The 23,286-nt window shown below is 55.0% G+C and carries 27 protein-coding genes; 6 read left to right on the plus strand and 21 right to left on the minus strand.

All coding sequences use genetic code 11. The features are described from left to right. Positions 1-10: 10 nt before the first annotated feature. Both L383_RS12330 and L383_RS12325 read right to left on the minus strand, forming a co-directional pair. On the minus strand, positions 11-283 hold the full coding sequence (locus tag L383_RS12330) for a PTS sugar transporter subunit IIB (protein WP_014884648.1): 273 nt from the start codon (positions 281-283) through the stop codon (positions 11-13). 79 nt (positions 284-362) lie between these two features. Then, positions 363-806, minus strand: a complete 444-nt coding sequence (locus L383_RS12325; protein WP_023330974.1) for a PTS sugar transporter subunit IIA — start codon at positions 804-806, stop codon at positions 363-365. 233 nt (positions 807-1,039) lie between these two features. Between L383_RS12325 and L383_RS12320 the strand changes: the two genes are divergently transcribed. Next, on the plus strand, positions 1,040-2,059 hold the full coding sequence (locus L383_RS12320; protein WP_014884650.1) for a LacI family DNA-binding transcriptional regulator: 1,020 nt from the start codon (positions 1,040-1,042) through the stop codon (positions 2,057-2,059). A gap of 3 nt (positions 2,060-2,062) precedes the next feature. On the opposite strand, the gene yfcD is transcribed toward L383_RS12320, so the two are convergent. The 3 genes from yfcD to yfcF are packed head-to-tail and all read right to left on the minus strand — an operon-like array spanning position 2,063 to position 3,937. Next, entirely contained in the window at positions 2,063-2,629 is a 567-nt protein-coding gene (yfcD, locus tag L383_RS12315) for an NUDIX hydrolase YfcD (RefSeq protein WP_006811396.1), read from the minus strand. 55 nt (positions 2,630-2,684) lie between these two features. Then, positions 2,685-3,236, minus strand: coding sequence for a phosphodiesterase (yfcE, locus tag L383_RS12310; RefSeq protein WP_023330975.1), 552 nt, complete (start codon positions 3,234-3,236; stop codon positions 2,685-2,687). 56 nt (positions 3,237-3,292) lie between these two features. After that, positions 3,293-3,937: a glutathione transferase gene (gene yfcF / locus L383_RS12305; RefSeq protein ID WP_023330976.1), complete on the minus strand. Its 645-nt coding sequence runs from the start codon at positions 3,935-3,937 to the stop codon at positions 3,293-3,295. Between the two features lie 141 nt (positions 3,938-4,078). Between yfcF and yfcG the strand changes: the two genes are divergently transcribed. From yfcG to L383_RS12285, 4 genes are all read left to right on the plus strand, one after another. Then, complete coding sequence (yfcG, locus tag L383_RS12300; protein ID WP_014884653.1) at positions 4,079-4,708, plus strand: GSH-dependent disulfide bond oxidoreductase; 630 nt, start codon at positions 4,079-4,081, stop codon at positions 4,706-4,708. A 75-nt stretch (positions 4,709-4,783) separates the two neighbouring features. After that, positions 4,784-5,152, plus strand: coding sequence for a dihydroneopterin triphosphate 2'-epimerase (folX, locus tag L383_RS12295; protein WP_023330977.1), 369 nt, complete (start codon positions 4,784-4,786; stop codon positions 5,150-5,152). A 13-nt stretch (positions 5,153-5,165) separates the two neighbouring features. Next, complete coding sequence (locus L383_RS12290) at positions 5,166-6,059, plus strand: TIGR01777 family oxidoreductase (protein WP_023330978.1); 894 nt, start codon at positions 5,166-5,168, stop codon at positions 6,057-6,059. A 44-nt stretch (positions 6,060-6,103) separates the two neighbouring features. Beyond that, positions 6,104-6,613: a GNAT family N-acetyltransferase gene (locus L383_RS12285; RefSeq protein WP_023330979.1), complete on the plus strand. Its 510-nt coding sequence runs from the start codon at positions 6,104-6,106 to the stop codon at positions 6,611-6,613. Between the two features lie 96 nt (positions 6,614-6,709). Here L383_RS12285 and L383_RS12280 read toward each other — a convergent pair whose 3' ends face one another. The 16 genes from L383_RS12280 to pdxB all read right to left on the minus strand — a co-directional run bounded on the left by L383_RS12280 (position 6,710) and on the right by pdxB (position 22,096). Next, the gene (locus tag L383_RS12280; RefSeq protein WP_023330980.1) at positions 6,710-7,867 is read right to left on the minus strand and encodes a DDE-type integrase/transposase/recombinase; all 1,158 of its coding nucleotides are present in this window, start codon (positions 7,865-7,867) and stop codon (positions 6,710-6,712) included. A gap of 166 nt (positions 7,868-8,033) precedes the next feature. After that, positions 8,034-8,807 (minus strand): histidine ABC transporter ATP-binding protein HisP, encoded by a 774-nt coding sequence (gene hisP, locus L383_RS12275; protein ID WP_014884660.1) that lies wholly within the window; start codon positions 8,805-8,807, stop codon positions 8,034-8,036. A gap of 8 nt (positions 8,808-8,815) precedes the next feature. Continuing rightward, entirely contained in the window at positions 8,816-9,532 is a 717-nt protein-coding gene (locus L383_RS12270) for an ABC transporter permease (RefSeq protein WP_008502590.1), read from the minus strand. Next, on the minus strand, positions 9,529-10,215 hold the full coding sequence (locus L383_RS12265; protein ID WP_014884661.1) for a histidine ABC transporter permease HisQ: 687 nt from the start codon (positions 10,213-10,215) through the stop codon (positions 9,529-9,531). Before L383_RS12265 ends, L383_RS12270 begins: the two co-directional genes overlap by 4 nt. Before the next feature lie 88 nt (positions 10,216-10,303). Beyond that, the gene (gene hisJ / locus L383_RS12260; RefSeq protein ID WP_023330981.1) at positions 10,304-11,086 is read right to left on the minus strand and encodes a histidine ABC transporter substrate-binding protein HisJ; all 783 of its coding nucleotides are present in this window, start codon (positions 11,084-11,086) and stop codon (positions 10,304-10,306) included. A gap of 226 nt (positions 11,087-11,312) precedes the next feature. Beyond that, on the minus strand, positions 11,313-12,095 hold the full coding sequence (gene argT, locus L383_RS12255) for a lysine/arginine/ornithine ABC transporter substrate-binding protein ArgT (RefSeq protein ID WP_014884662.1): 783 nt from the start codon (positions 12,093-12,095) through the stop codon (positions 11,313-11,315). A gap of 290 nt (positions 12,096-12,385) precedes the next feature. Then, positions 12,386-12,955, minus strand: coding sequence for a UbiX family flavin prenyltransferase (locus L383_RS12250; RefSeq protein ID WP_014884663.1), 570 nt, complete (start codon positions 12,953-12,955; stop codon positions 12,386-12,388). 89 nt (positions 12,956-13,044) lie between these two features. Next, positions 13,045-14,562 carry an amidophosphoribosyltransferase gene (purF, locus tag L383_RS12245; protein WP_014884664.1) on the minus strand — a complete coding sequence of 506 codons (1,518 nt, stop codon included), beginning with the start codon at positions 14,560-14,562 and terminating at the stop codon, positions 13,045-13,047. A 33-nt stretch (positions 14,563-14,595) separates the two neighbouring features. Beyond that, a complete protein-coding gene (gene cvpA / locus L383_RS12240) occupies positions 14,596-15,084 on the minus strand; it encodes a colicin V production protein (protein WP_000262116.1) in 489 nt (162 codons plus the stop codon). A 219-nt stretch (positions 15,085-15,303) separates the two neighbouring features. Beyond that, positions 15,304-15,990 carry a cell division protein DedD gene (gene dedD, locus L383_RS12235; protein ID WP_023330982.1) on the minus strand — a complete coding sequence of 229 codons (687 nt, stop codon included), beginning with the start codon at positions 15,988-15,990 and terminating at the stop codon, positions 15,304-15,306. Then, positions 15,980-17,248: a bifunctional tetrahydrofolate synthase/dihydrofolate synthase gene (folC, locus tag L383_RS12230; protein ID WP_023330983.1), complete on the minus strand. Its 1,269-nt coding sequence runs from the start codon at positions 17,246-17,248 to the stop codon at positions 15,980-15,982. Before folC ends, dedD begins: the two co-directional genes overlap by 11 nt. 70 nt (positions 17,249-17,318) lie before the next feature. Continuing rightward, on the minus strand, positions 17,319-18,224 hold the full coding sequence (gene accD, locus L383_RS12225) for an acetyl-CoA carboxylase, carboxyltransferase subunit beta (RefSeq protein WP_014884667.1): 906 nt from the start codon (positions 18,222-18,224) through the stop codon (positions 17,319-17,321). A gap of 154 nt (positions 18,225-18,378) precedes the next feature. Beyond that, positions 18,379-19,038 (minus strand): DedA family protein, encoded by a 660-nt coding sequence (locus tag L383_RS12220; protein ID WP_023330984.1) that lies wholly within the window; start codon positions 19,036-19,038, stop codon positions 18,379-18,381. A gap of 28 nt (positions 19,039-19,066) precedes the next feature. Next, positions 19,067-19,879: a tRNA pseudouridine(38-40) synthase TruA gene (gene truA, locus L383_RS12215; RefSeq protein WP_014884669.1), complete on the minus strand. Its 813-nt coding sequence runs from the start codon at positions 19,877-19,879 to the stop codon at positions 19,067-19,069. Beyond that, positions 19,879-20,892 carry an aspartate-semialdehyde dehydrogenase gene (locus tag L383_RS12210; protein ID WP_023330985.1) on the minus strand — a complete coding sequence of 338 codons (1,014 nt, stop codon included), beginning with the start codon at positions 20,890-20,892 and terminating at the stop codon, positions 19,879-19,881. The genes truA and L383_RS12210 overlap by 1 nt, the downstream gene beginning before the upstream one ends. 67 nt (positions 20,893-20,959) lie before the next feature. After that, entirely contained in the window at positions 20,960-22,096 is a 1,137-nt protein-coding gene (gene pdxB / locus L383_RS12205; RefSeq protein WP_023330986.1) for a 4-phosphoerythronate dehydrogenase PdxB, read from the minus strand. Between the two features lie 113 nt (positions 22,097-22,209). Between pdxB and flk the strand changes: the two genes are divergently transcribed. Continuing rightward, positions 22,210-23,214: a flagella biosynthesis regulator Flk gene (gene flk / locus L383_RS12200; protein ID WP_014884672.1), complete on the plus strand. Its 1,005-nt coding sequence runs from the start codon at positions 22,210-22,212 to the stop codon at positions 23,212-23,214. The last annotated feature ends 72 nt before the right edge of the window (positions 23,215-23,286 follow it).

Raw genomic sequence — 23,286 nt, forward strand, 5'->3', positions numbered from 1 at the left:
CTTATCAGGATTATTGTCTTTCGAACCAGGCGCGCAGTTGCGCTTCAAGTTCGTTGATATCAATGATGTTATTGATCACCACCAGTTGGCTTTCCGGTACGCTGGCGCTGGCGGCAATATCTTTTGCCATCACGAACAGGTCAGCCGCGCCCGGCGTGGCGGAGGAGAGATCGGAGTGTTCAACCTCGGCGTCAATTTCCAGCTTTTTGAGCACCTTTTTAATGTTCATTTCGACCATAAAACTGCTGCCCAGGCCAGACCCACAAATAGCCATGATTTTCATTGTTGTCCCCTTTTATGAGTAGAGCACGCCCCATCACGCTGGCGCGTAATGTTGTGAATAATCGGATTAAAGAATTAAATCAGAAGCTGTCAATAATGGTTTTAATGTCCTCCAGGGTATTCGCCTGATGTAATTTTTCCATATCTTCGTCGCTGGAAAATAACTCTGCCAGCGATGAGATCATCCCGAGATGGCTATGTTTGTCCGGTGCCGCGAGCATAATAATGACATCGACAGGGTCAAACTCCTCGGCACCAAAAGAGACACCCTGTTTTAGTTTTAGTAATGACAACCCCAGTCCTTTGGCGCCTTCTTCCGGCCGCGCATGCGGCATGGCCAGCCCTGGTGCCAGCACATAATACGGTCCTAAAGCATGGTGCTGCTGAATGATTGCCGTCACGTATTCCGGTTCAATCACCTGCAGCTCCAGTAACGGTTTCGCGCATATCTCCAGCGCCTGAGGCCAGCTTTCAACGCTCTCCTGAAGCGTGATGGTTGTATCATATATCCACTTTTTGAGCACTTTTCACTCCGTTGTCACGCCAAAGATGAGCAAACTTTATTCAACCCATCAATCCTTGACTGCGATCCCGGTCACAAAGATAGCGCTACCAACGATTAACATGCAGAAGTGTGATAGCGCTATCAAAATGCCATCATCGTGTGAAATCACAGCAAAAAAAGGGATTTAAGGCGTATACTGCCTGTCACCTGGAGTGAAGGAAATAAGAACGCGTCTGGTCAGCAGGAAGGTGTATGTCTTTAACCCGAAAACGGCGCAGTACCGGAAAAGTCACGCTCGCGGATGTCGCACAGCTTGCCGGAGTTGGCACGATGACCGTCTCCCGTGCGCTCCGCACGCCGGAACAGGTTTCCGATAAACTGCGTGAAAAAATTGAAGCTGCGGTGCAGGAACTGGGTTATATGCCCAATCTCGCCGCCAGCGCACTGGCATCGGCGTCGTCATGGACGATCGCAATGGTTGTTCCTAACCTTTCCGAAGCTGGGTGTTCAGAGATGTTTGCCGGGCTACAGCAGGTGCTTCAGCCTGCCGGATACCAGATCATGCTGGCCGAGTCTCAGCATCGTCTTGAACAGGAGGAAAAGCTGCTGGAAACGCTGCTGGCGTCCAATATTGCCGCCGCGATTCTGCTCAGCGTGGAGCATACCGACACCGTTCGCCACTGGCTGAAAAATGCCTCCATCCCGGTGATGGAGATGGGTGCTATGCGCGCCGACCCGATTGATATGAATATCGGGATTGATAACGTGGCGGCCATGTATGAGCTAACAGAAATGGTTATTAAGCGCGGCTATCAGAATATCGGCCTGCTGTGCGCCAACCAGGAACAGTGGATTTTCCAGCAGCATTTGCAGGGCTGGTACAAAGCGATGTTGCGCCATCATCTGTCGCCGAACCGGGTAATTAACGCCGCCATGCCGCCGAGTTTCTCGACCGGTGCGGCGCAACTGCCTGAGTTTCTGCTGGCGTGGCCGGAGCTGGATGCGCTGGTATGCGTTTCAGACGAACTGGCCTGCGGTGCGCTGTATGAGTGTCAGCGTCGGCGCATCAAAGTGCCGGACGATCTTGCCGTCGTGGGCTTTGGGGATAGCGACGTCAGCCGCGTCTGTCAGCCGCCGCTGACGACCATGGCGGTACCGCATCGAAAGATTGGGATTGAGGCCGGGAAAGCGTTACTGGAACGTCTGAATGATGGAGACTGGCGCGACCATAAACCCATCGCGTCCAGCCTGTGTCTGCGGGAAAGCTGTTAAGGCTTATTCAGCCTCTTCCTCTTTTTCCGCTTTATTTTCCGGCTTAGCGGATTCGTTTTTGGCGTTGCGGGTCATCCACAGCGCCAGTGCTTTTAACGAATCCGGCGTGAACTCGTCGCAACGCGCGGTAATCTCTTCCGGCGTCATCCAGCAGACTTCGCTCACTTCTTCTTCCTGCAGGGCGAAAGGCCCGTGGGAAACGCAGCTAAACAGTCCGCCCCAGACGCGGCAATGTTCGTCTTCGAAATAGAACTGCCCGTGTTCAGCAAATGGCACACCGGCAATCCCTAACTCTTCTTCCGCTTCACGACGCGCGGAATCCAGCAGCACTTCATCGGCCTGCACGACACCACCCGCTGTGGCATCCAGCATACCTGGGAGAAAATCTTTCGTGTCCGTGCGACGCTGAACCAGAATCTTGCCCATGCCGTCATGCACAACAATGTAGGTTGCACGGTGACGCAGACGCTCTGCACGCATTTGTTCGCGGCTGGCCTGCGCGATCACTTCATTTTCTTCGCTGACAATGTCAACCCATTCAGTACTTGCCAAATGATTCTGCTCCACCATCGGGAAACCTTCTCGTCTAAGCGCTCTTTCGGCGCGTTTGCAGTTGAGGTGTAACTTACGGATTAATCGTTACCTGCGCAATAACTTGCTGATCATTAAGTGCGATAACGCTCAGGGTATTTCCATCCAGCATGCCATAGCTCGCAGGATATCCGCCTTTGGGTATGCTGACCGACCCCGGGTTAACGTGATAAATTTCACCGCGTTTTTCAGCCACCGGAATATGAGTATGACCGTAAACCAGGACATCGCCAGCCGCGAGTGCCGGAAGATTATCCGGGCCGAAAAGGTGCCCGTGGGTCAGGAACAGGCGGCTGTTTTCCAGCAGTACCTGTTGCCACGGAGCGGTAAGGGAAAAGTGCAGTAGCATCTGGTCGACTTCGCTGTCGCAGTTACCGCGCACGGCAATGATGCGCGAGGCAAACGGATTGAGCTTCTCCGCGACCTGCGCAGGGGCATAGCCTTCCGGCAGCGCATTGCGCGGGCCATGGTTTAACACATCCCCCAGAATCACCAGCCATTGCGCGCCGCTTTGCGCAAACAGAGAAAGCACGCGCTCGGTCGCGGGCAGCGATCCATGGATATCCGACGCAAACATCAATTTCATTCGTCTCTCCCTCGGAAAACTCACTGCCCTTATCATACCTGAAGCGTCAGGGCTTATCAGCCCGCGCGCTTAGCGGAGAGTGCCACATAGCGCTGCACAGAGGCGCGCTGCCACTGGAACGCTGCATAATCCACCAGCAGCTGAGGGACTTCATCGCCGTTGAGGATCAGACGGTTCAGCATCAGCGCCAGGTCGGTATCGGCAATGCACCATTCACCAAACAGGTTCGGATTGCCGTGCGCGAGTAGCGACGTGGCCGTTTCAATCAGTTTTTGGGTGCTATTCGTGCCTTCCGCGCTCAGAGCTGGCTTTTTCACCCCGGCAAACACGACATCCGTCGAGCGCTCTACACGAATCGGCACCAGGTCGCTACGTAGCCACGCCTGGATCTGCCGCGCACGGGCGCGTTTTTGCAGATCGAGAGGATAGATCCGTTCCCACTCGGGCGGCGCAAAACGATCTTCCAGGTATTCATCGATCGCTGATGATTCGCTCAGCGCAAAGCCGTCAACCTCCAGCACCGGTACGCGTCGGGTGAGATCGTAACCCTGCCACTGCGGTTTGAGATGTTCCCCGCCGTCGAGATCAACGGTCTTCAGCGTAAAAGTAAGCCCTTTTTCAGCCAGCGCAACGTACACGCTCATGACATAGGGGGAAAAGAAATTCGCATCGGACCACAACGTGATTAGGGGCTGGTTCATAACATCCTCATCGGCTGATCGGTTTTTTACTCAACATATAATCTCTTTGCCCCGCTGTCACTTGATGAAAACTCACGATTTACAACAATTACCTATACTCAGTTGTCGTGGCACTACTATTCGCATGGACAGGAGTTGAGAATGATTGACCTTTATTACGCCCCTACCCCAAACGGCCATAAGATCACCCTCTTTCTCGAAGAAGCCGAACTGGATTACAGAATCATTCGCGTGGATATCAGCAAAGGTGAACAGTTCAGTCCTCTCTTTCTGGCTATCTCGCCGAACAATAAAATTCCGGCCATTATTGACAACCAGCCGGCCGACGGGGGAAGACCGTTGAGCCTGTTTGAATCCGGCGAAATTTTGCTCTATCTGGCGGAGAAAACCGGCAAACTCCTGAGCGGGGAGCTGCGTGAACGTCACCATACCTTGCAATGGCTCTTCTGGCAGGCGAGCGGACTTGGGCCCATGCTGGGACAGAATCACCATTTTACCGCTTACGCCCCGCAGCCCATCCCTTATGCGATAGAACGCTATCAGGTGGAGACGCAACGTCTGTATGGCGTGCTAAACCAGCGGCTGGAAAAAACGCCGTGGCTTGGGGGAGATCATTACAGCATTGCCGATATAGCCTGCTGGCCGTGGGTGAATACCCATGAAAAGCACCGGATTGATCTCGCGTCCTACCCGGCGGTGAACAACTGGTTTGAACGTATCCGTACCCGCCCGGCCACCGAACGCGCACTGCAAAAAATCCAGCAGATTTAACCTTATAGGAGGCTGTGTGCCTGCAAGCCTCTCATGTATTATGGGCGGCAATTACTGACACGGAGAAGACCTGCAATGTCACAGCCAGACGCTATTATTCGTATAAAAAATTTACGCTTGCGTACCTTCATCGGTATCAAAGAGGAAGAGATTGCCAACCGTCAGGATATTGTCATTAATGTGGTTATTCACTATCCCGCCGACAAAGCGCGGGCCAGCGAAGACATCAATGACGCGCTGAACTATCGCACGATAACCAAAAACATCATTCAGTACGTGGAGAACAACCGCTTCTCTCTGCTGGAGAAATTAACTCAGGATGTGCTCGATATCGCACGCGATCATCACTGGGTCACTTATGCTGAAGTAGAGATCGATAAACTTCACGCCCTGCGCTACGCCGACTCCGTCTCTATGACGTTAAGCTGGCGACGCCAGGGATAAACCTGGAGGTTGTATGAAGATTTTGCTGACCGGCGGTACGGGTCTGATTGGTCGCCATCTCATTGCGCGTCTTCAGGCGCTGCATCATGACATCACTGTGGTGACGCGCAGCCCGGAAAAAGCGCGTCAGGTGCTCGGTGCAGGCGTCGACATCTGGAAAGGGCTGGCTGAGCAGCAGAATCTGGACGGCTTTGATGCCGTCATCAACCTCGCGGGTGAACCCATTGCCGATAAGCGCTGGACCGAAGAGCAGAAACAGCGGCTCTGCAGCAGCCGCTGGAACATCACCGAGAAGCTGGTTGAGCTGATTCGCAACAGCCACACGCCGCCGTCGGTGCTGATTTCGGGCTCAGCGACGGGCTATTACGGCGATCTTGGCGAAGTGGTGGTGACCGAGGAAGAGCCGCCCCACAACGAATTTACCCATAAACTCTGTGCCCAGTGGGAACGCATCGCCTGTGCGGCGCAAAGCGATCGTACCCGCGTCTGCCTGCTGCGTACCGGTGTGGTACTGGCGCCGAACGGCGGTATTTTGGGCAAAATGCTCCCGCCTTTTAAGCTGGGACTTGGTGGACCGATTGGCAACGGCCGTCAGTATCTGGCGTGGATCCATATCGACGATATGGTCAACGGCATTCTCTGGCTGCTGGATAACGACCTGCGCGGACCGTTTAATATGGTCGCGCCATATCCCGTGCGTAATGAACAGTTTGCTCACGCTCTGGGGCACGCCCTGCATCGCCCGGCGATATTGCGCGTACCTGCCACGGTGATTCGCCTGATGATGGGTGAAGCGTCCGTGCTGGTATTAGGCGGACAACGGGCGCTCCCCAAACGGCTGGAAGCGGCGGGGTTCGCGTTCCGCTGGTATGACTTAGAAGAGGCGCTGGGGGATGTGGTGCGGTGAATATGTTACAGTTGTACGCCATGTTCCGATGAAATGGCGTAACAATGGCAACCATCACCACTCCCCGGCTTCATCTCACCCCTTTCGAACCCACCGACTGGGCCTTTTTCCGCTCGCTGCGTGAAAACCGCGACATCATGCGCTATATGTCCGCCATCGCGCCGGAAAAAGAGACCCGACGCGTGTTTGCCGCGCGCCTGATGGCCGAGCATGTTTTCGTGATCCGTTTTCGGGATGAGGAGACCCCGCTTGGCGATATTGGCCTGCAAATCAGCCCGGCGAATCATGAAGAGGCAGATATCGGCTATACGGTTGTGCCTGCTGCGCAGGGGAAAGGTATTGCCAGCGAGGCGCTGCGCGCGGTGTGTGATTACGCCTTTAACCAGACCGGCGTGAAGGCCATTAACGCGTTTGTGCTGGCGGATAACGGCGGGTCGGTGCGCGTGCTGGAGAAAGCCGGGTTTGTGCGTACGCAGGTACTGGAAAAGGCATATGAAATTAATGGGGTGCGGTATGACGACTGGGTCTATCGGCTGGAGTGTGGTGCGGTCTGAATGCCGGGCGGCACTGCGGTTTTTGTAGGCCCGGTAAGCGAAGTGTATGACCGGATACATAGGTGACAGATCAGACCGGGAACATAGGTAACACTTTTAGTCTATCCGGAGCACACTCTGGGTTTTTCGGTCGTAGTACGCAAGTGTTATTCCATTAAAGATGATGGCCTCAAGGCCATCATCTTGCTCTTCCAGCATGATGTACTCCCCAGTCAGTGCTTCACTCAGGAACACCGTACCCTTTTTTCCCATATAGAGGGTCCCCCTCGATTTCACCCTGTAGACTGTACCTCCTTCCGGATAAGCATATTCAGGAAGACGGCCATCCCAGTGTCGGTTTGAGGGTTGCCATACCGTTCCGGGCGTTGCACCCGCCAGTGCTTCATGCGGCCTTTCGTAGTTAAATTCTTTCCGGTAGTCACTGAACCACCGCTGTTGTTCTTCCATCGTCATGAAGGTGTTGCCCTGTTTCACCGCACTTTTCAGGGAGCGGTGCATTCGCTCATGGCGGCCATTTTCTTCCGGATGCCCCTTTCTGATACGCTCCGGCCTGATGCCCAGCTTGATTAGCCAGACGGCAAGACGACTTAATCCGGCTATTCCTGTTCCCGCGAAGGGCTGGCCGTTATCGGTTCTAAGCACTTCCGGCAGACCATATTCCAGGAACGCATCCGTCAGGCACTCTCTGACAAAGGGTTCACTCTCACGGTGTGTTCCCCGGCAGCTGAGCAGATACCGGCTGTGATTATCGGTCAGGGTGAAAGGATGGCAGTACTCTCTGCTGAGCAGCCTGAACTTGCCTTTAAAATCAGCGCTCCAGACCTGATTGTTCTCACTGATGATGGTCAGGGGCTGGCGATTGCCTGGTGTTCTGCGTTTTCGTTTTTTATCCGGAACCAGGCCTTCGCGCTTGAGGATATCGCCGATAGTGCTGGCGGCAGGTACGGTAAAATCGACGTGATGATTGAGCAACCACATCCGCAGTTTTTTTGGCCCCCAGTCAGGGTGTTTTTGACGCAGGGCAGTCAGGTGTCCGGCGATATCATCAGGAACCGTCCGGGAGTGGGAGCGTGGCGCGCGCGACCGGTCAGAGAGAGATGACAGATCAGAAGGGTCAAAACGCTGAAGCCATTTATAGCCGGTTTTACGGCTGATGCCAAAAAGACGGCAAAGCGCGGAGAAGGAGTCCGTACCTGCATGGCTGGCACGGATAAAATCAAGGCGTTGCATAGGTCGGGTCTCAGTCCAGGGCATAGCGAGTCTCCTCTTCTATGCCAGTTATAACTGTTACCCATGTATCCGGTCTAAAGTGTTACCCATGTTTCCGGTTCATACCGAAGCGCCACCGGGCGATTGGGCTGTACTGCGGTCTGATGCCCTCATCCCAACCCTCTCCCACGGGGAGAGGGAAAACCCCCCGTTATTTCAGGGAGCCTTTCAGGAACTGCTGCAGACGCGGGCTTTGCGGATTCGCTAAGACGTCGTCCGGATGGCCCTGCTCTTCAATTTTGCCCTGATGCAGGAAGATGACGTGGTTAGAAACGTTACGGGCAAAGCCCATCTCGTGCGTCACCACCACCATCGTTTTGCCCTCTTCGGCCAGCTTCTGCATGATGCGCAGCACTTCGCCAACGAGTTCAGGATCCAGCGCTGAAGTCGGTTCATCGAACAGCAGCACTTCGGGTTCCATCGCCAGCGCGCGGGCGATGGAGACACGTTGCTGCTGACCGCCGGAGAGGTGCACCGGGTATTTCATCTGCTGACGCTCGTCGATACCCACTTTCGCCAGGTATTTCACCGCGCGCTCGCGGGCTTCCTGTTTGCTCAGGCCCAGCACCTGAATCGGCGCTTCCATCACGTTCTCCAGCACCGTCATGTGGCTCCAGAGATTGAAGTGCTGGAACACCATGGTCAGACGCGTGCGCAGCAGACGCAGCTGATTCTTATCCGCCACCTTCAGCTGGCCGTCTTTATCGCGTATCAGATTAATATTCTGCCCGCTCACCACAATCGAGCCTTCACTCGGTTTTTCGAGGAAGTTAATGCAGCGCAGGAAGGTACTTTTACCCGAGCCGGATGAGCCGATGATACTGATTACGTCGCCTGCATTCGCCTGCAGCGACACCCCTTTCAGCACTTCATGTTCGCCGTAGCGTTTGTGCAAATCAATAACGTTTAATTTGTTCTCAGCCATCATCTTTCTCAGTGCGTCGAAGAAGGTTTTATATGCTGCAACCAGCGTTTTTCAGCCTTGCGGAACAGGCTAATCAAGACATAAGAGATAATTAAATAGAGCACCGCCGCAATGCCAAACGCGGTAAACGGCTGATAGGTCGCGGAGTTAATATCGCGCGCGATTTTGAGCAGATCCGGCACCGTCGCGGTAAAGGCAAGCGCAGTGGAGTGCAGCATCAGAATCACTTCGTTGCTGTACGCAGGCAGCGCAATACGCAGCGCCGATGGCAGAATAATGCAGCGGTAAAGTTTTACCGACGAAAAGCCATACGCCCGCGCCGCTTCAATCTCGCCATAAGGCACGGAACGAATAGCCCCGGCGAAGATCTCGGTGGTATAGGCACAGGTGTTGAGCGTCAACGCCAGCACCGTACAGTTCAGGCCGCTACGGAAGAACGCATTCAGCATTTCCGTGCCTTTTACGATTTCCAGCGTGTACATGCCTGAATAGAAGACCAGCAGCTGCACGTACAGCGGCGTACCGCGAAAGACGTAGGTAAACAGCCAGATGGGGAACTGAATAAATTTATTGTTCGACACGCGGCCAATGGCGAGAAACACCGCCAGAATGCCGCCCATCACCACGGACGAAATCAGCAGCCACAGCGTGATCGCCACGCCGGTAAAGCGATAGCCATCCGTCCACAGCAGGGATTTCCAGTATTCCTGAATAATCTCAATCACAGGTCAGCCCTCTTCACACCCACGGAGTAGCGACGCTCAAGCAGAAGCAGCACACCATTGGAGACGGTCGTAAAGACCAGATAGATCACGCCACAGACCACCGCAAAGTAGAAGGGCTCCCAGGTGCTTTTACCCGCCAGCTGAGTGGCTTTGACCACATCTTCCAGACCGAGCAAAGAGACCAGCGCCGTCGCTTTGAGGATAACCTGCCAGTTGTTACCAATGCCCGGCAGCGCATAGCGCATCATGGCCGGGAACATGATCCGGCGAAACGTTTGTGAAGAGGTAAAACCAAATGCGGTTGCCGCCTCAATGTGACCTTTCGGCACGGCCATATAAGCACCGCGGAAGGTTTCGGTGAAGTAGGCACCGTAGATAAAACCGAGGGTAATAATACCGGCCACCATCGGGTCGATATCAATTTGTCCCAGTCCCATCGCATCCGTTACGCTGTTTAACGCAATCTGCAGACCATAAAAGATGAGCAGCATCAGCACCAGATCGGGTACGCCGCGAATGAGCGTGGTATAGCCTTCAAAAATGAGCGCCAGCGGTTTGTTAGCCGAAAGCTTCGCCCCTGCGCCCGCCAGACCTATCAGCACCGCCAGCACCACGGAGCTGATAGCCAGCTCAAGGGTGACAAGCGCGCCCTGTAAAATGACGCCAGAAAATCCGTACAGCATACCGCGAGCCCTGTCGTATCGTGAGTGGTGAAACCGTGTCTTTTCCCCTCCCGCATCGGGAGGGGCCGCACGTTATTTGACGGAGCGATTAGCCGCCGTACACATTGAAATCAAAATACTTTTTCGCCAGCTTGTCATAGGTACCGTCAGCGCGCATTTCCGCAAACGCTTTGTTCAGCGCTTCGCGCAGTTCGTTGTCTTCTTTGCGCAGGCCCATACCGGTACCCACACCGAACAACTTCACATCCTTAATGGACGGACCGCCGAACTTGTAATCTTTGCCCACCGGCGTTTTCAGGAAGCCTTCACTTGCCGCGACTTCATCCTGGAATGCCGCATCAATACGGCCGGCCGTCAGGTCTGCGTAAATATTTTCCTGGCCCTGATAGGAGACAATTTCGATCCCCTCCGGCGCCCAGTGTTCGTTACCGTAGGTTTCCTGGGTGGTGCCCTGCAGCACACCCACGCGTTTGCCCTTCAGCGACTCAAGCGTTGGCTGAATATCAGAAGACTTCGCCACCACCAGACGTGAATCGGCCGCGTAGAGTTTGTCGGTGAAGGCAATCTCCTGCTGGCGTTTTTCAGTGATGGAGAGCGAGGACATAATTACGTCGATTTTTTTTGCTTTCAGGGATGGGATCAGCGCGTCCAGCGGGTTCTCAACGTAGGTACATTGCGCTTTGATGCGTTTGCACAGCTCATTGGCCAGATCGATGTCAAAACCCACCAGCTCACCCTTTGAATTCTTCGATTCAAACGGCGCATAGGTTGGATCGGTACCAATACGGATTTTCTGCGGAATGGCTGCGAATGCCGCGGTGGCGCTGGAAAAGGCCAGCACCAGAGATAGTGACAACACGAGTTTTTTCATATTTGTCCTCAACAAACTGTCTTCATACGGGATTTTTACGACGACGGGGTGGTGCTAATGTGCCATTAATCCCCACCTTCAGGCAAAGATTAATGCCTTCGGGCCGGGATATTTTGCATTATAAATGCGTAAGTATGCACAAAGCGATCCAATATAGTGCATTTAACGCACCATACTGGATCACCCCTTCGCCTGATGCCTCTTTTCAGTGCATCACCGTCAGGTCTCAGTCACCGTAGACGTTGAAGTCGAAGTATTTCTTCGCCAGTTTGTCGTAAGTACCGTCTTTACGCAGCTCTGTAAACGCTTTGTCAAAGGCGGCTTTCAGCTCGGTATCATCCTTACGCAGGCCAATACCGGTGCCGTCACCAAAGTATTTTTTGTCTTTCACTGACGGGCCTGCAAAAGCGTAGTCTTTCCCGGCTGGCTGCTTCAGGAAGCCTTCGCTCGCGGCGACTTCATCCTGGAATGCGGCATCCAGACGGCCCGCCGACAGGTCAGAGTAAATCAGATCCTGATTCTGATAGGCAACCACGTCGACACCCTTCTCGCGCCAGTTGGCATTGGCATAACCTTCCTGCGTTGACCCCTGGAGCACGCCAACATGCTTGCCTTTCAGGGAGTCGATGGTCGGCTGGATCGGGGAGCCTTTAGCAGCAATCAGACGTGAATCAGCGGCGTAGAGCTTGTCAGAGAAGGCAATCTCCTGCTGACGTTTTTCGGTGATAGAGAGAGAAGAGATAATGGCATCGATTTTCTTGGCTTTCAGCGACGGAATTAATGCGTCAAAGTCGCTGCCCACCCATGTGCATTTTACCTGCATGCGTTTGCACATTTCATTTCCCAGATCGATATCAAACCCCACGAAATCGCCTTTCGCATCCTTGGAAGAGAATGGCGCGTAGGTTGCGTCTGTACCGATACGAACCGTCTGTGGAAGCGCTGCATAGCTACCTGCCGCCGCACTTAACCCCACCAGCAAAGACAGAGCCAGAACCGTCTTCTTCATACATTTACCCTCAAGTACCGTGATTTTATTATGTATTGTGTTGTGTGTTGTGTTGCAGGCTTCTCTTGCAGGTCTTATGCCACATTGCCGTCTGGTCAAAACTTCGACGTTAAATATGTTAATAAAACGTTGCGATATTGCCTTAATGGTGAAAGATAGCAGGTCTGCCGAACGAACCGGAGAGAGAAAAAGGGAAAAAACGAATTAAATGTCGAGGATATGATCGCCGTTGCATAATTGCCCTGAAACAGGGCAACGTCTCTTTTCATGCACAGCATGTGTGCACAGAATCAGGCTCCTTGCCAGCGGGTGAAGAGATCTTCCGGCAGGTCGATATCAAACTGATCCAGCACGCGGTTGACGGTCTGGTTGATCACATCATCCAGCGACTGCGGGCGATGATAAAACGCCGGTACCGGCGGCATGATCACGGCGCCCAGCTCGGCGGCCTGGGTCATCAGGCGCAAATGCCCCAGATGTAGCGGCGTTTCCCGCACGCAAAGCACCAGCGGGCGACGTTCCTTCAGCACGACATCCGCCGCGCGCGTCACCAGCGTGTCGGTATAGCTGTTCACAATGCCGGAGAGCGTTTTAATTGAACAGGGCAGGATCACCATGCCAGCGGTTTTAAACGAGCCTGAGGAGATGCTGGCGGCGATATCGCGCGCGTCGTGCACGACGTCGGCCAGTGCCTGAACATCACGCAGGGAGAGATCGGTTTCAAGGGAGAGGGTTTGTCGCGCCGCCTGGCTCATCACCAGATGGGTTTCGACTTCCGCTACGTCGCGCAAAACCTGCAGCAGACGTACGCCGTAAATGGCGCCACTGGCACCGCTGAGCCCAACAATGAGTCGTTTCATGATTTTCGCCCTTACTGATTTCAGGGCAGACTGTGCAGGATTTCGCGGGGAGTTGCAAGTGAGGGCGAACGCCCTCACCTGCAGAGAGATCAACCTTCGTTGTGCATCTCTAAACTTTCGAGATCGTTTTGCAGCTGAACGGCTTTCGCATCGTCGTTGCGCAGCGAATCAAGATAGTCAAGGTACTGCTGGTCGACGTCTTTCGTCACATAGACGCCGTTAAACACGGAGCATTCGAACTGCTGAATCTCCGGGTTCTCGGCGCGCACCGCGTCGATAAGATCGTTCAGATCCTGGAAAATCAGGCCATCGGCGCCGATAATCTGACGAATTTCGTCCACTTCGCGACCGTGCGCAATCAGCTCATTGGCGGTTGGCATATCGATGCCGTACACGTTCGGGAAGCGAATTTCCGGTGCGGCAGACGCCAGATACACTTTCTTCGCCCCCGCTTCGCGCGCCATCTCGATAATCTGCTCAGAGGTGGTACCACGCACGATGGAGTCATCCACCAGCAGAACGTTCTTATCACGGAATTCGGCGCGGTTGGCGTTCAGTTTACGACGTACAGACTTACGGCGCAGGTGCTGGCCCGGCATGATGAAGGTGCGGCCAACGTAGCGGTTCTTCACGAAGCCCTGACGGTAAGGTTTATCCAGAATACGGGCAATTTCCAGAGCGATATCGCAGGAGGTTTCCGGGATAGGAATAACCACGTCGATGTCGAGATCGTCCCATTCGCGAGCAATCTTCTCGCCGAGCTTCGTGCCCATATTTACGCGCGCGCTGTAGACGGAAATCTTGTCGATGAAGGAGTCCGGGCGGGCGAAATAGACGTATTCAAACAGACACGGGTTGCTGACCGGGTTGTCGGCACACTGACGGGTAAACAGCTGGCCCTTCTCGGTGATATACACCGCTTCGCCCGGCGCAACGTCACGCAGGAATTCGAAGCCCAGGGTATCCAGCGCCACGCTCTCAGAGGCAACCATATATTCGGTACGGCCATCGCCAAGGTCGCGCTTGCCCAGCACCAGCGGACGAATGCCGTTTGGATCGCGGAAGGCAACCATACCGTGACCGATAATCATCGCCACGCAGGCGTATGCACCGCGGATCTGGCGGTTGGTCGCAGCAATGGCAGCAAAGATATTGTCTGCTTCCAGCGGGTAGTGACGGAAGTTATCCAGCTCGCTGGCGAACACGTTGAGCAGGATTTCAGAATCAGAGGTGGTGTTAATGTGGCGACGTTTCTCTTCGAACAGCTTTTTACGCAGCTCATGGGCGTTGGTCAGGTTGCCGTTATGGGCAAGGGTGATGCCATACGGTGAGTTGACGTAGAAAGGCTGTGCCTCAGAGGCGCTGGAACTGCCAGCAGTAGGATAACGAACGTGACCGATCCCCATATTACCTTGCAGACGCTGCATATGGCGGGCTTCAAACACATCGTTTACCAGGCCATTCGCCTTACGTAAACGGAAGCAGTTGTTTGCATCAATGGTGATGATACCCGCAGCATCCTGCCCACGGTGCTGAAGCACCGTTAACGCGTCATAAATCGACTGGTTTACCGGCATGAAACCGGCGATACCGACAATACCGCACATTCGTCTTTTCCTCGTTAAGCCACATCTCAGGGTTTATGCCCTGGGCAAAAAACTCGACGAGCTTTGCAGATAGTCAAAGAACCATCTGATGATGAAGCTGAACTCAGGAATGAGCTGCGATTTCTGCCAGTCTTCACTTTTGGAGAACCCGGTGAAGGTATCCAGGAAGAACAGGATGGCGGCCACAATCAGCACACCTCGCAACGCCCCGAAACAGATCCCGAGTACCCTGTCCGTTCCTGACAGACCGGTTTTCTCGACCAGCTGACCTATCACGTAATTGACGATAGCACCAACAATCAGCGTCGCGATAAACAGCACCGCGATGGCGATTCCATTTCGGACCAGTTCATCTTCAAAGCCCGTGAACCAGACAGACAGGTAAGTGTAGTAATGACTGGCAACAAAGAAAGCACAACCCCAAGTCACCAGCGATAACGCTTCACGAACAAAGCCACGGATCAGGCTAACCAGACAGGAAAAACCAATCACCGCAATGATGGCGTAATCAATCCAGACCATATGTGTCCCACGATTTAACGCCCTGTCATCCAGTTCGGGGCGAATTCTAACAGAAAAAGAAAACGTTTGCGTAGGGATTTCCTTCCCGCGCGTAAATAAAAAAGGCGCTGAAAAAATAATCAACGCCACGGTCCTTTTGACATCTCTGTGGACGTCTTCTCCCCCTCACCCCGGCCCTCTCCCTTGAGGGGCGAGGGTTAGGGTGAGGGGGAGATCTTATCAGTTCGCGCTATAGTTCATCACCACACCGCTCAGACCGGAGATCTGCTTCAGCTCACCCAGCGAGCCTTTCAGCTTATCTTTAGACGCTTCCGGCCCCACAAGGATACGGGTAATTTTACCCTGCACCGGCGTGGAAGGTGAAGTGTAAACACGATAGCCCGCGCTGCGCAGTTTACCCACGACCTCGTTAACTTTATCGGCGTTTTTCAACGCGCCCAGTTGCACAACATAGGCTTTGCCGGTCGGGGCTGCGTCTTGCTTCGCTGGCGGAGGGGTTTCTGACGCAGCAGCCAGTTGCTCTGCCGCTTTATCACGCGTTGGCTTCGGCTGCGGTTTCTCTACCGGCTTCGGTTTTTCAACAGGCTTAGGCTTCTCTACCGGTACCGGATCAATCTCGATGTTGTTATTCGCCGCCAGACGCGACGGGTCGAGCGACGGCGCAGCGGCATCGCCCGCGCGAACTTCTTCAGCCGCCCCTTCCGGCGGCTGGGCAGGCAGCGCCTGTGTCGCCGCAGGCAGCATATCCGGTTCATCACGGTCGCCCGGTTTCGGCACCAGCGGAATGGCTGCAAACTCGTCCTGATAATGCTTTTTCTGCCCGTCGAGCAGCCCGGGAAGAATAATCACCCCGAGCGCGACCAGCACAATCGTTCCTGTTAAACGGTTCTGAAACTTACTCGCCACCGGTTCTCCCCGCGTCCATCACTTCCATGACATGTGCCACCGTGTGGAAAGAGCCACACACCAGCACGGTATCTTCTGGTTTAGCATCCGCCATCGCGGCATGCCAGGCCTGAGCCACGCTACTATAGATTGCGCCTTTGCCGAGATGTTCCATCAACTGCTCGGCCGTCGCACCACGCGGCCCCTCAAGAGGAGCACAATACCAGCTATCGACCACACTCTCCATGCAGGCCAGCGTGCCACCGATATCTTTATCATGAAGCATACCGATAACCGCCAGCACGCGCCCGGTTTTTGGTAACGATTTGAGACGTCCTGCGAGGTACGCCGCTGCGTGTGGGTTGTGCGCCACGTCCAGGATCAGGCGCGGTGACTCACTCACTATCTGAAAACGTCCCGGCAGTAGCGCATTCTGAATGCCGTCGCGGATAGCCTGATCGCTGACCGCTAATCCGCTGGCGCGCAATGCCGCCAGCACGGTTGCCGCGTTAGGCTGTGGCACCTGCGGCAGAGGCAGGTTGTCCAGCATTCCCTGCGCATCGCTAAAGCGCCAGCCGTTATCCTGAACCTCATATTGCCAGTCAACGCCACGGCGCAGCAACAGAGCGCCCTTCTCCTGGGCCACGTCAGCAATAGTGTGCGGCATATCCGGCTCACCGACCACGGCGGGTTTATTCGCCCGGAAAATTCCGGCCTTCTCGCGACCAATGCTTTCACGATCCGGCCCCAGCCAGTCGATATGGTCCAGCGCGATACTGGTGACCACCGCCACGTCCGCATCCACCATATTGGTGGCATCAAGCCGCCCGCCAAGACCCACTTCCAGAATCACCACATCCAACTGCGCCTGTTTGAACAGCCACAATGCCGAAAGCGTGCCGTACTCGAAATAGGTTAACGAGATATCACCTCGCGCGGCTTCGATTTCCGCGAACGACGCCGTATGCGCCGATTCCGGCAGCTCGCTGTTCTGCACGCGAACCCGCTCAGTGTAACGTACCAGGTGTGGTGAGCTGTAAACGCCTACCTTGTAACCCGCCGCCATCAGGACGGATTCCAGCGTACGGCAGGTAGTGCCTTTACCGTTGGTGCCTGCGACGGTGAAAACGAAAGGCGCAGGTTTCAGCACGCCCAGACGCGCGGCAACCTGGCTTACGCGCTCAAGCCCCATATCAATGGTTTTACTGTGCAGGTTTTCCAGATAAGAAAGCCACGCGGCCAGGGGCGACGTGGCTTGAGGAATGCTTTTATTTTCCATGATGCCCGGTTGTCATTAGCAGGTTATAAAGCAAAAGGGCAGCGCCATCTGGCCCTGCCCTTTTCAGTTATCAGGCCTCGGGTTCCTGATCCGGTACCACCACGCCTTCGCGCGGCTCATCCGGGTTTGGCGCGGGCAGATTCATCAGCTTCGCCAGAACGCTTGCCAGTTTCAGGCGCATTTCCGGACGGCGGACGATCATATCGATGGCGCCTTTCTCAATGAGGAACTCACTGCGCTGGAAGCCCGGCGGCAGTTTTTCACGAACGGTTTGCTCAATGACGCGAGGACCAGCGAAACCGATCAGTGCTTTTGGCTCAGCAATGTTCAGATCGCCCAGCATCGCGAAGCTTGCAGAGACGCCACCCATGGTTGGGTCTGTCAGCACGGAAATGTAAGGCAGACCGCGTTCCTGCATTTTCGCGAGCGCCGCAGAGGTTTTCGCCATCTGCATCAGAGACATCAGCGCTTCCTGCATACGTGCTCCGCCAGAGGCAGAGAAGCAGATCAGCGGGCAGTTATCTTCCAGCGCTTGCTCAACGGCACGCACAAAACGTGCGCCCACGACAGAGCCCATTGAGCCACCCATAAAGGAGAACTCAAACGCCGCGGCGACAACCGGCATTTCATGCAGGGTGCCTTTCATGACGATCAGCGCGTCTTTCTCGCCAGTCTCTTTCTGTGCAGAGGCAAGACGATCTTTGTATTTTTTGGAATCGCGGAACTTCAGCACATCTTTTGGCTCAAGCTCGCTGCCCAGTTCTACCAGTGAACCTTCGTCCAGCAGGCTATGCAGGCGGTTACGCGCCGACATACGCATATGGTGGTCACACTTCGGACACACTTCAAGATTGCGTTCCAGCTCTGCACGGTACAGAACCTGGCCGCAGCTATCACACTTCGTCCATACCCCTTCAGGAATGCTCGCTTTGCGCGTTGGGGTAATGTTGCTTTTAATTCGTTCAATCCAGCTCATTGATAACCTTTCTGCCTGAACCTGGTCGTATGCCAGTTTTGCTATAAGAGGCGAATAATGCCATTTTTGCCTCCAACAGACCATGAATGTTGCACATTAAAACATAACAGCCCGAAACTTTGGATAAAAAAGTGGTCGAACCGCCAGCGTGCATTTACTTCGCTTGCTTTGCCGCCGCGCGTTTGTGACGAATAATCTCGATAACGCCAGGCAGTACGGAAAGCACAATAATCGCTACAATCAGTAACTTAAGGTTTTCCTGAACCACCGGCAAGTCGCCAAACAGGTAGCCTGCATAGGTAAACAACAGCACCCACAGCAGCGCGCCCACGACGTTATACATCGCAAAATGACGATAGGACATATGCCCCATTCCCGCCACAAACGGTGCAAATGTGCGCACAATAGGCACAAAACGCGCAAGGATAATGGTTTTTCCGCCATGACGTTCATAAAACGCATGGGTTTTATCTAAATAGCTGCGACGGAAAATTCTCGAATCAGGATTGCTGAACAAGCGCTCACCGAACACCCGGCCAATGGTATAGTTGACGGCATCCCCGATAATTGCGGCAATCACCATCAACACCACCATCAGATGCACGTTCAAATCATTGGTCGGTAGGGCCGATAACGCACCCGCAACAAACAGCAGGGAGTCCCCCGGCAGGAAGGGGGTAACGACCAGACCGGTTTCACAGAACAGAATGAGGAACAGGATGGCATAAACCCAGACGCCATACTGCGCGACCAGTTCCGCCAGGTGAACATCAATATGCAGAATGAAATCAATCAGAAAACGTATTACGTCCATATTGTCTAAGCCTTAATTGCACCTTTGTTTAGTCCGCTAAAAACAGCGGGCCCATTGGCGGTTTTGGCAGGTCAAACCGATCCGGATAGTCTACCGCAACCAGATACAGTCCTTCTGCTTTCGCCGTGGCTGCCGCAAGCGTTCTGTCCTTCGCTGCCAGCAGGTCTGCAATCCAGCTCTCCGGCTGGTGTCCGGCACCCACTTCCATCAGGCTGCCTACAATATTCCGCACCATATGATGTACAAAGGCATTGGCTTTGATATCCACCACCACATACGCGCCAAAACGGCTGACGTTTATGTGCATAACGTTACGCCACGGCGTACGGGACTGACATTGCACCGCACGAAACGACGTAAAGTCATTTTCACCAATCAGACACTGCGCCGCACGATGCATGCGTTCAGCATCGAGCGGTTCATAAAAATGCGTTACGCCCTGGCTTAGCACCGCCGGACGCAGACGCTGGTTGTAGATGACATAGCGGTAGCGACGCGCCGTCGCGCTGAAGCGCGCGTGAAAATCATCCGGCACAGCTTTCACCCAACGCACCGCAATGTCACCAGGTAAATTCGCATTTACACCCAGCGTCCAGGCAGCATCTTTGCGCACGGCAGTGGTTTCAAAGTGGACCACCTGCCCGGTACCGTGAACACCCGCATCCGTTCGGCCTGCGCACAGAACGTTAATCGGCTCGTTTGCCACCTGAGAGAGCGCTTTCTCCAGCTTTTCCTGGACGCTACGCACCTCATTCTGACGCTGCCAGCCATAATATTTACTGCCATCGTACTCGATACCGAGGGCAATTTTATGAACCGGCTTTTGTTCCACTTCTGACATCAGTACAGGTACTCCTGCACCAGTTTCTCAGCAATTTTGACCGCCATCAGCGCGCCGCCAAAACGAACGTTGTCCGCAACGGACCAGAACTGAACCTGCTCCGGCATACCGTAATCGTTCCGCACGCAACCGACTGAAAGATGGGCGCTACCGGTGGCGTCACCGACCTGCGTCGGAAACTCGCTCTCTTCGGAAAGTACGATATCTTCACCGCGGCCAAACGCATCGCGCGCTTCTTCCGCCGCCAGCGGGCGCAGGGCTTCAAAACCTACCATCTGCGCGTGACCGTAGAATACCGGCGACTGCACGACGTTTGCGGAGATCATCAGCCCCTCATCCTGCAGAATTTTGCGCGCTTCATCGACGATACGGCGCTCTTCGCGCACGGAACCTTCACGATCCGGCAGCAGTGGCAGCATGTTGAACGCCAGCTGGCGACCGAAGAAATCATCCTCATCAATCGGGATACCGTTCAGCAGCTTCGCGCTCTGCCCGGCCAGCGCATCGACGGCCTTTTTGCCATTTGCGGAGGCAGACAGCAGGCTGGTGACGGTTATACGCGACAGGCCACCGTCGTCAATCAGCGGTTTCAGCGCGGTCAGCAGCTGGCTGGTCAGACTGTTCGGTACCGCGATGATATTACGGTTACGGTAGTCAGCCAGGACATACGGGTTGACGTCCGGCACCACCAGCGGCACGTCCGGCTCCATGGCGAACAGACCGCTCAGGTCGATCACCAGGCAACCTGAATTGGTCGCCTCTTCGATGTAAGACGCCGTGGCTTCAGCACCTGCGGCGAAAAATGCCAGCTGCGCCTGGGTCCAGTCAAACGCAGCCGCATCCTGGACCATGACGGATTTACCGTTAAAGCGCAGATGCTCACCCGCGCTATCGGTACGCGCCAGCGCATAGATATCGCCCACCGGGAACTGACGCTCAGCAAGGGTTTCGAGCAGGGCTTCGCCCACGGCACCGGTGGCACCTAAAATGGCAATGTTCCAGCCTTCAGACATGGTGGTTTACTCCAGAAATAAAAAAGCGTCCCTGTCGGAGTATCCGACAGGGAGCATTAAGAAGACATTAATGCGCCGGGTGATGAACGGCGTTAAAACCCAGTTTTTTCAGCAGCGTCGCGGCCGTTGCGTCGTCGCACATCACATACAGGGACGACCACTCGCGGCGCTCAACATAGTTCTTACGCAGCTTGTCAAATTCACCCGGGATCCCCGCCACTTTACGCAGCAGCGCATCATCGCGGCGCACATCATACACCAAATGCACCAGCCTTTTCAGCGTTGCCTGATCGAGCGGGCCGTGCAGGGTAATGCGGCCAAATTCAGGTGCGGGAAGTAAGGTATCCAGCGCCACCTGCTGCGGATGGCCAATAAACATGCTGTAGGCTTCAAACACCTGCGTTGTGCCGCGGGCTTTGCCTTCAAGCGTATAGCCCGCGATATGCGCAGTGGCTACGTCCACCTTGTTAAGCAGTTCAACGTTAAGATCCGGCTCCGGCTCCCAGACGTCCAGCACAACGCGGAGGTCTTGTCCTTCATTCAGACATTTCAGCAGCGCGGCGTTGTCCACCACCGGGCCACGGCAGGCATTTATCAGAATAGTGCCAGCCTTCAGACGACGGATCAGTGCTTCATCGGCAAGATGCAGGGACGTATAGGGGCCCTCTTTAAACAGCGGCGTGTGGAACGTCAGCACATCGCACTGTTCAACCAGCTCATCCAGCGAGCGGAAATCCCCTTCGTCACCGTTGTCTTTACGCGGTGGGTCGCACAGCAGCGTGCGAATACCTAACGCCTCCAGGCGCTTTTGCAGGCGTCCACCCACGTTACCCACCCCGACGATCCCCACGGTGCGGTCTTTCAGCACAAAACCGTCGCGCTCGGCCAGCATCAGCAAAGAGGAGAAGACATATTCCACGACGGCAATAGCATTACAGCCGGGCGCGGCGGAAAAGCCGATCCCCGCCTGCTTCAGCCATTGGTCATCCACATGATCGGTCCCTGCCGTTGCGGTTCCGACAAACTTAATCGCTTTTCCGGCGAGCAACGACGCATTTACTTTGGTCACCGAGCGCACCATCAGCGCGTCTGCGTCATCCAGTTCGTTGACCGGGATCGGGCGACCAGGGACAGCCTTAACGTTACCCAGGCGGCTAAACAGCTCACGGGCATAAGGCATATTTTCATCAACGAGGATTTTCACGTCTGAGTACCTGTTTGAGAGGAAGTAAACCTGCCAAGTGTGCCATAATCTGGCCGCCAGGCATATACGTCTGCCAGGTTTACGCTGAGTTTTGACTTTAAGGATTTTTGACGATGCAGCCCATTTCAGGTACGCCGCCACGCCCTCCGGGTGAAGGCCCTGTCACGCCAAACGTTGCCGGTGAACAACCGCTATCCACGCAACAGCGCACCGTGCTGGAGCGACTGATCACGCGCCTGATTGCGCTGACTTCACAGCAAAACGCGGAAGTCTGGGCCGGGGTAAAGCATGATTTAGGCGTCAGGAACGACGCACCGCTGCAGTCGCGACATTTCCCTGCTGCCGAGCAAAATCTCAACCAGCGTATTACGACCGCACAGCAGAACCACACCACGCGGCAGATTGTCACGCAACTGACCGAGCTGCTCGGCCAGGGAAATAACCGTCAGGCGGTCAGCGACTTTATCCGCCAGCAGTATGGCCAGACTGCCCTGAGCCAGCTGACGCCAGACCAGCTTAAAACCGTGCTGACGCTGTTGCAGAACAATCAGCTGTCTATCCCACAGCCGCAGCTGCGGCCAGCGACCGAGCGTTCGCTGCTGCCTGCTGAGCACAACACGCTGAATCAAATGGTGACCAAACTGGCCGCCGCCACCGGCGAGTCAACAAAGCTTATCTGGCAATCCATGCTCGAACTGTCCGGCGTAAAGGCGGGCGAGTTGATCCCGGCCAAACAGTTTCCCCATCTGGTGACCTGGCTACAGGCGCGCCAGACGCTCAGCACCCAGAGCGCCCCTACCCTGCATACCGTTCAGGCTGCGCTTAAACAGCCGCTGGAACCGCACGAGTTCGAGGCGATTCGGGATTACGCCCAGCAGAACTGGCAGGCGACACCGCAAACGGTACTGACCACCGCGCAGGTGCAGGATGTGCTCAATCAGATCTTCGTGCGCCGCGCCGAGCGGGAAGGCGGCGTACCGGAGGCAAGAAACATTCAGCCGATCTACAGCCCGCTTTTTGCGCCCGTTGTGGAGACGTTCAGAACGCTCTCCGCCCGTCCGGGATTGTTGTTTATTGCGTTACTGATTGCGCTGGCGATTTTCTGGCTGGTTGCTTAACACTGCCGGGTGGCGGCTTCGCCTTACCCGGCCTACGGTTAGTGCGGTTGTAGGCCCGGTAAGCGAAGCGCC

Origin of the sequence: Enterobacter sp. MGH 37, from assembly GCF_000534515.1 — a bacterium.
Classification (GTDB): domain Bacteria; phylum Pseudomonadota; class Gammaproteobacteria; order Enterobacterales; family Enterobacteriaceae; genus Enterobacter; species Enterobacter kobei.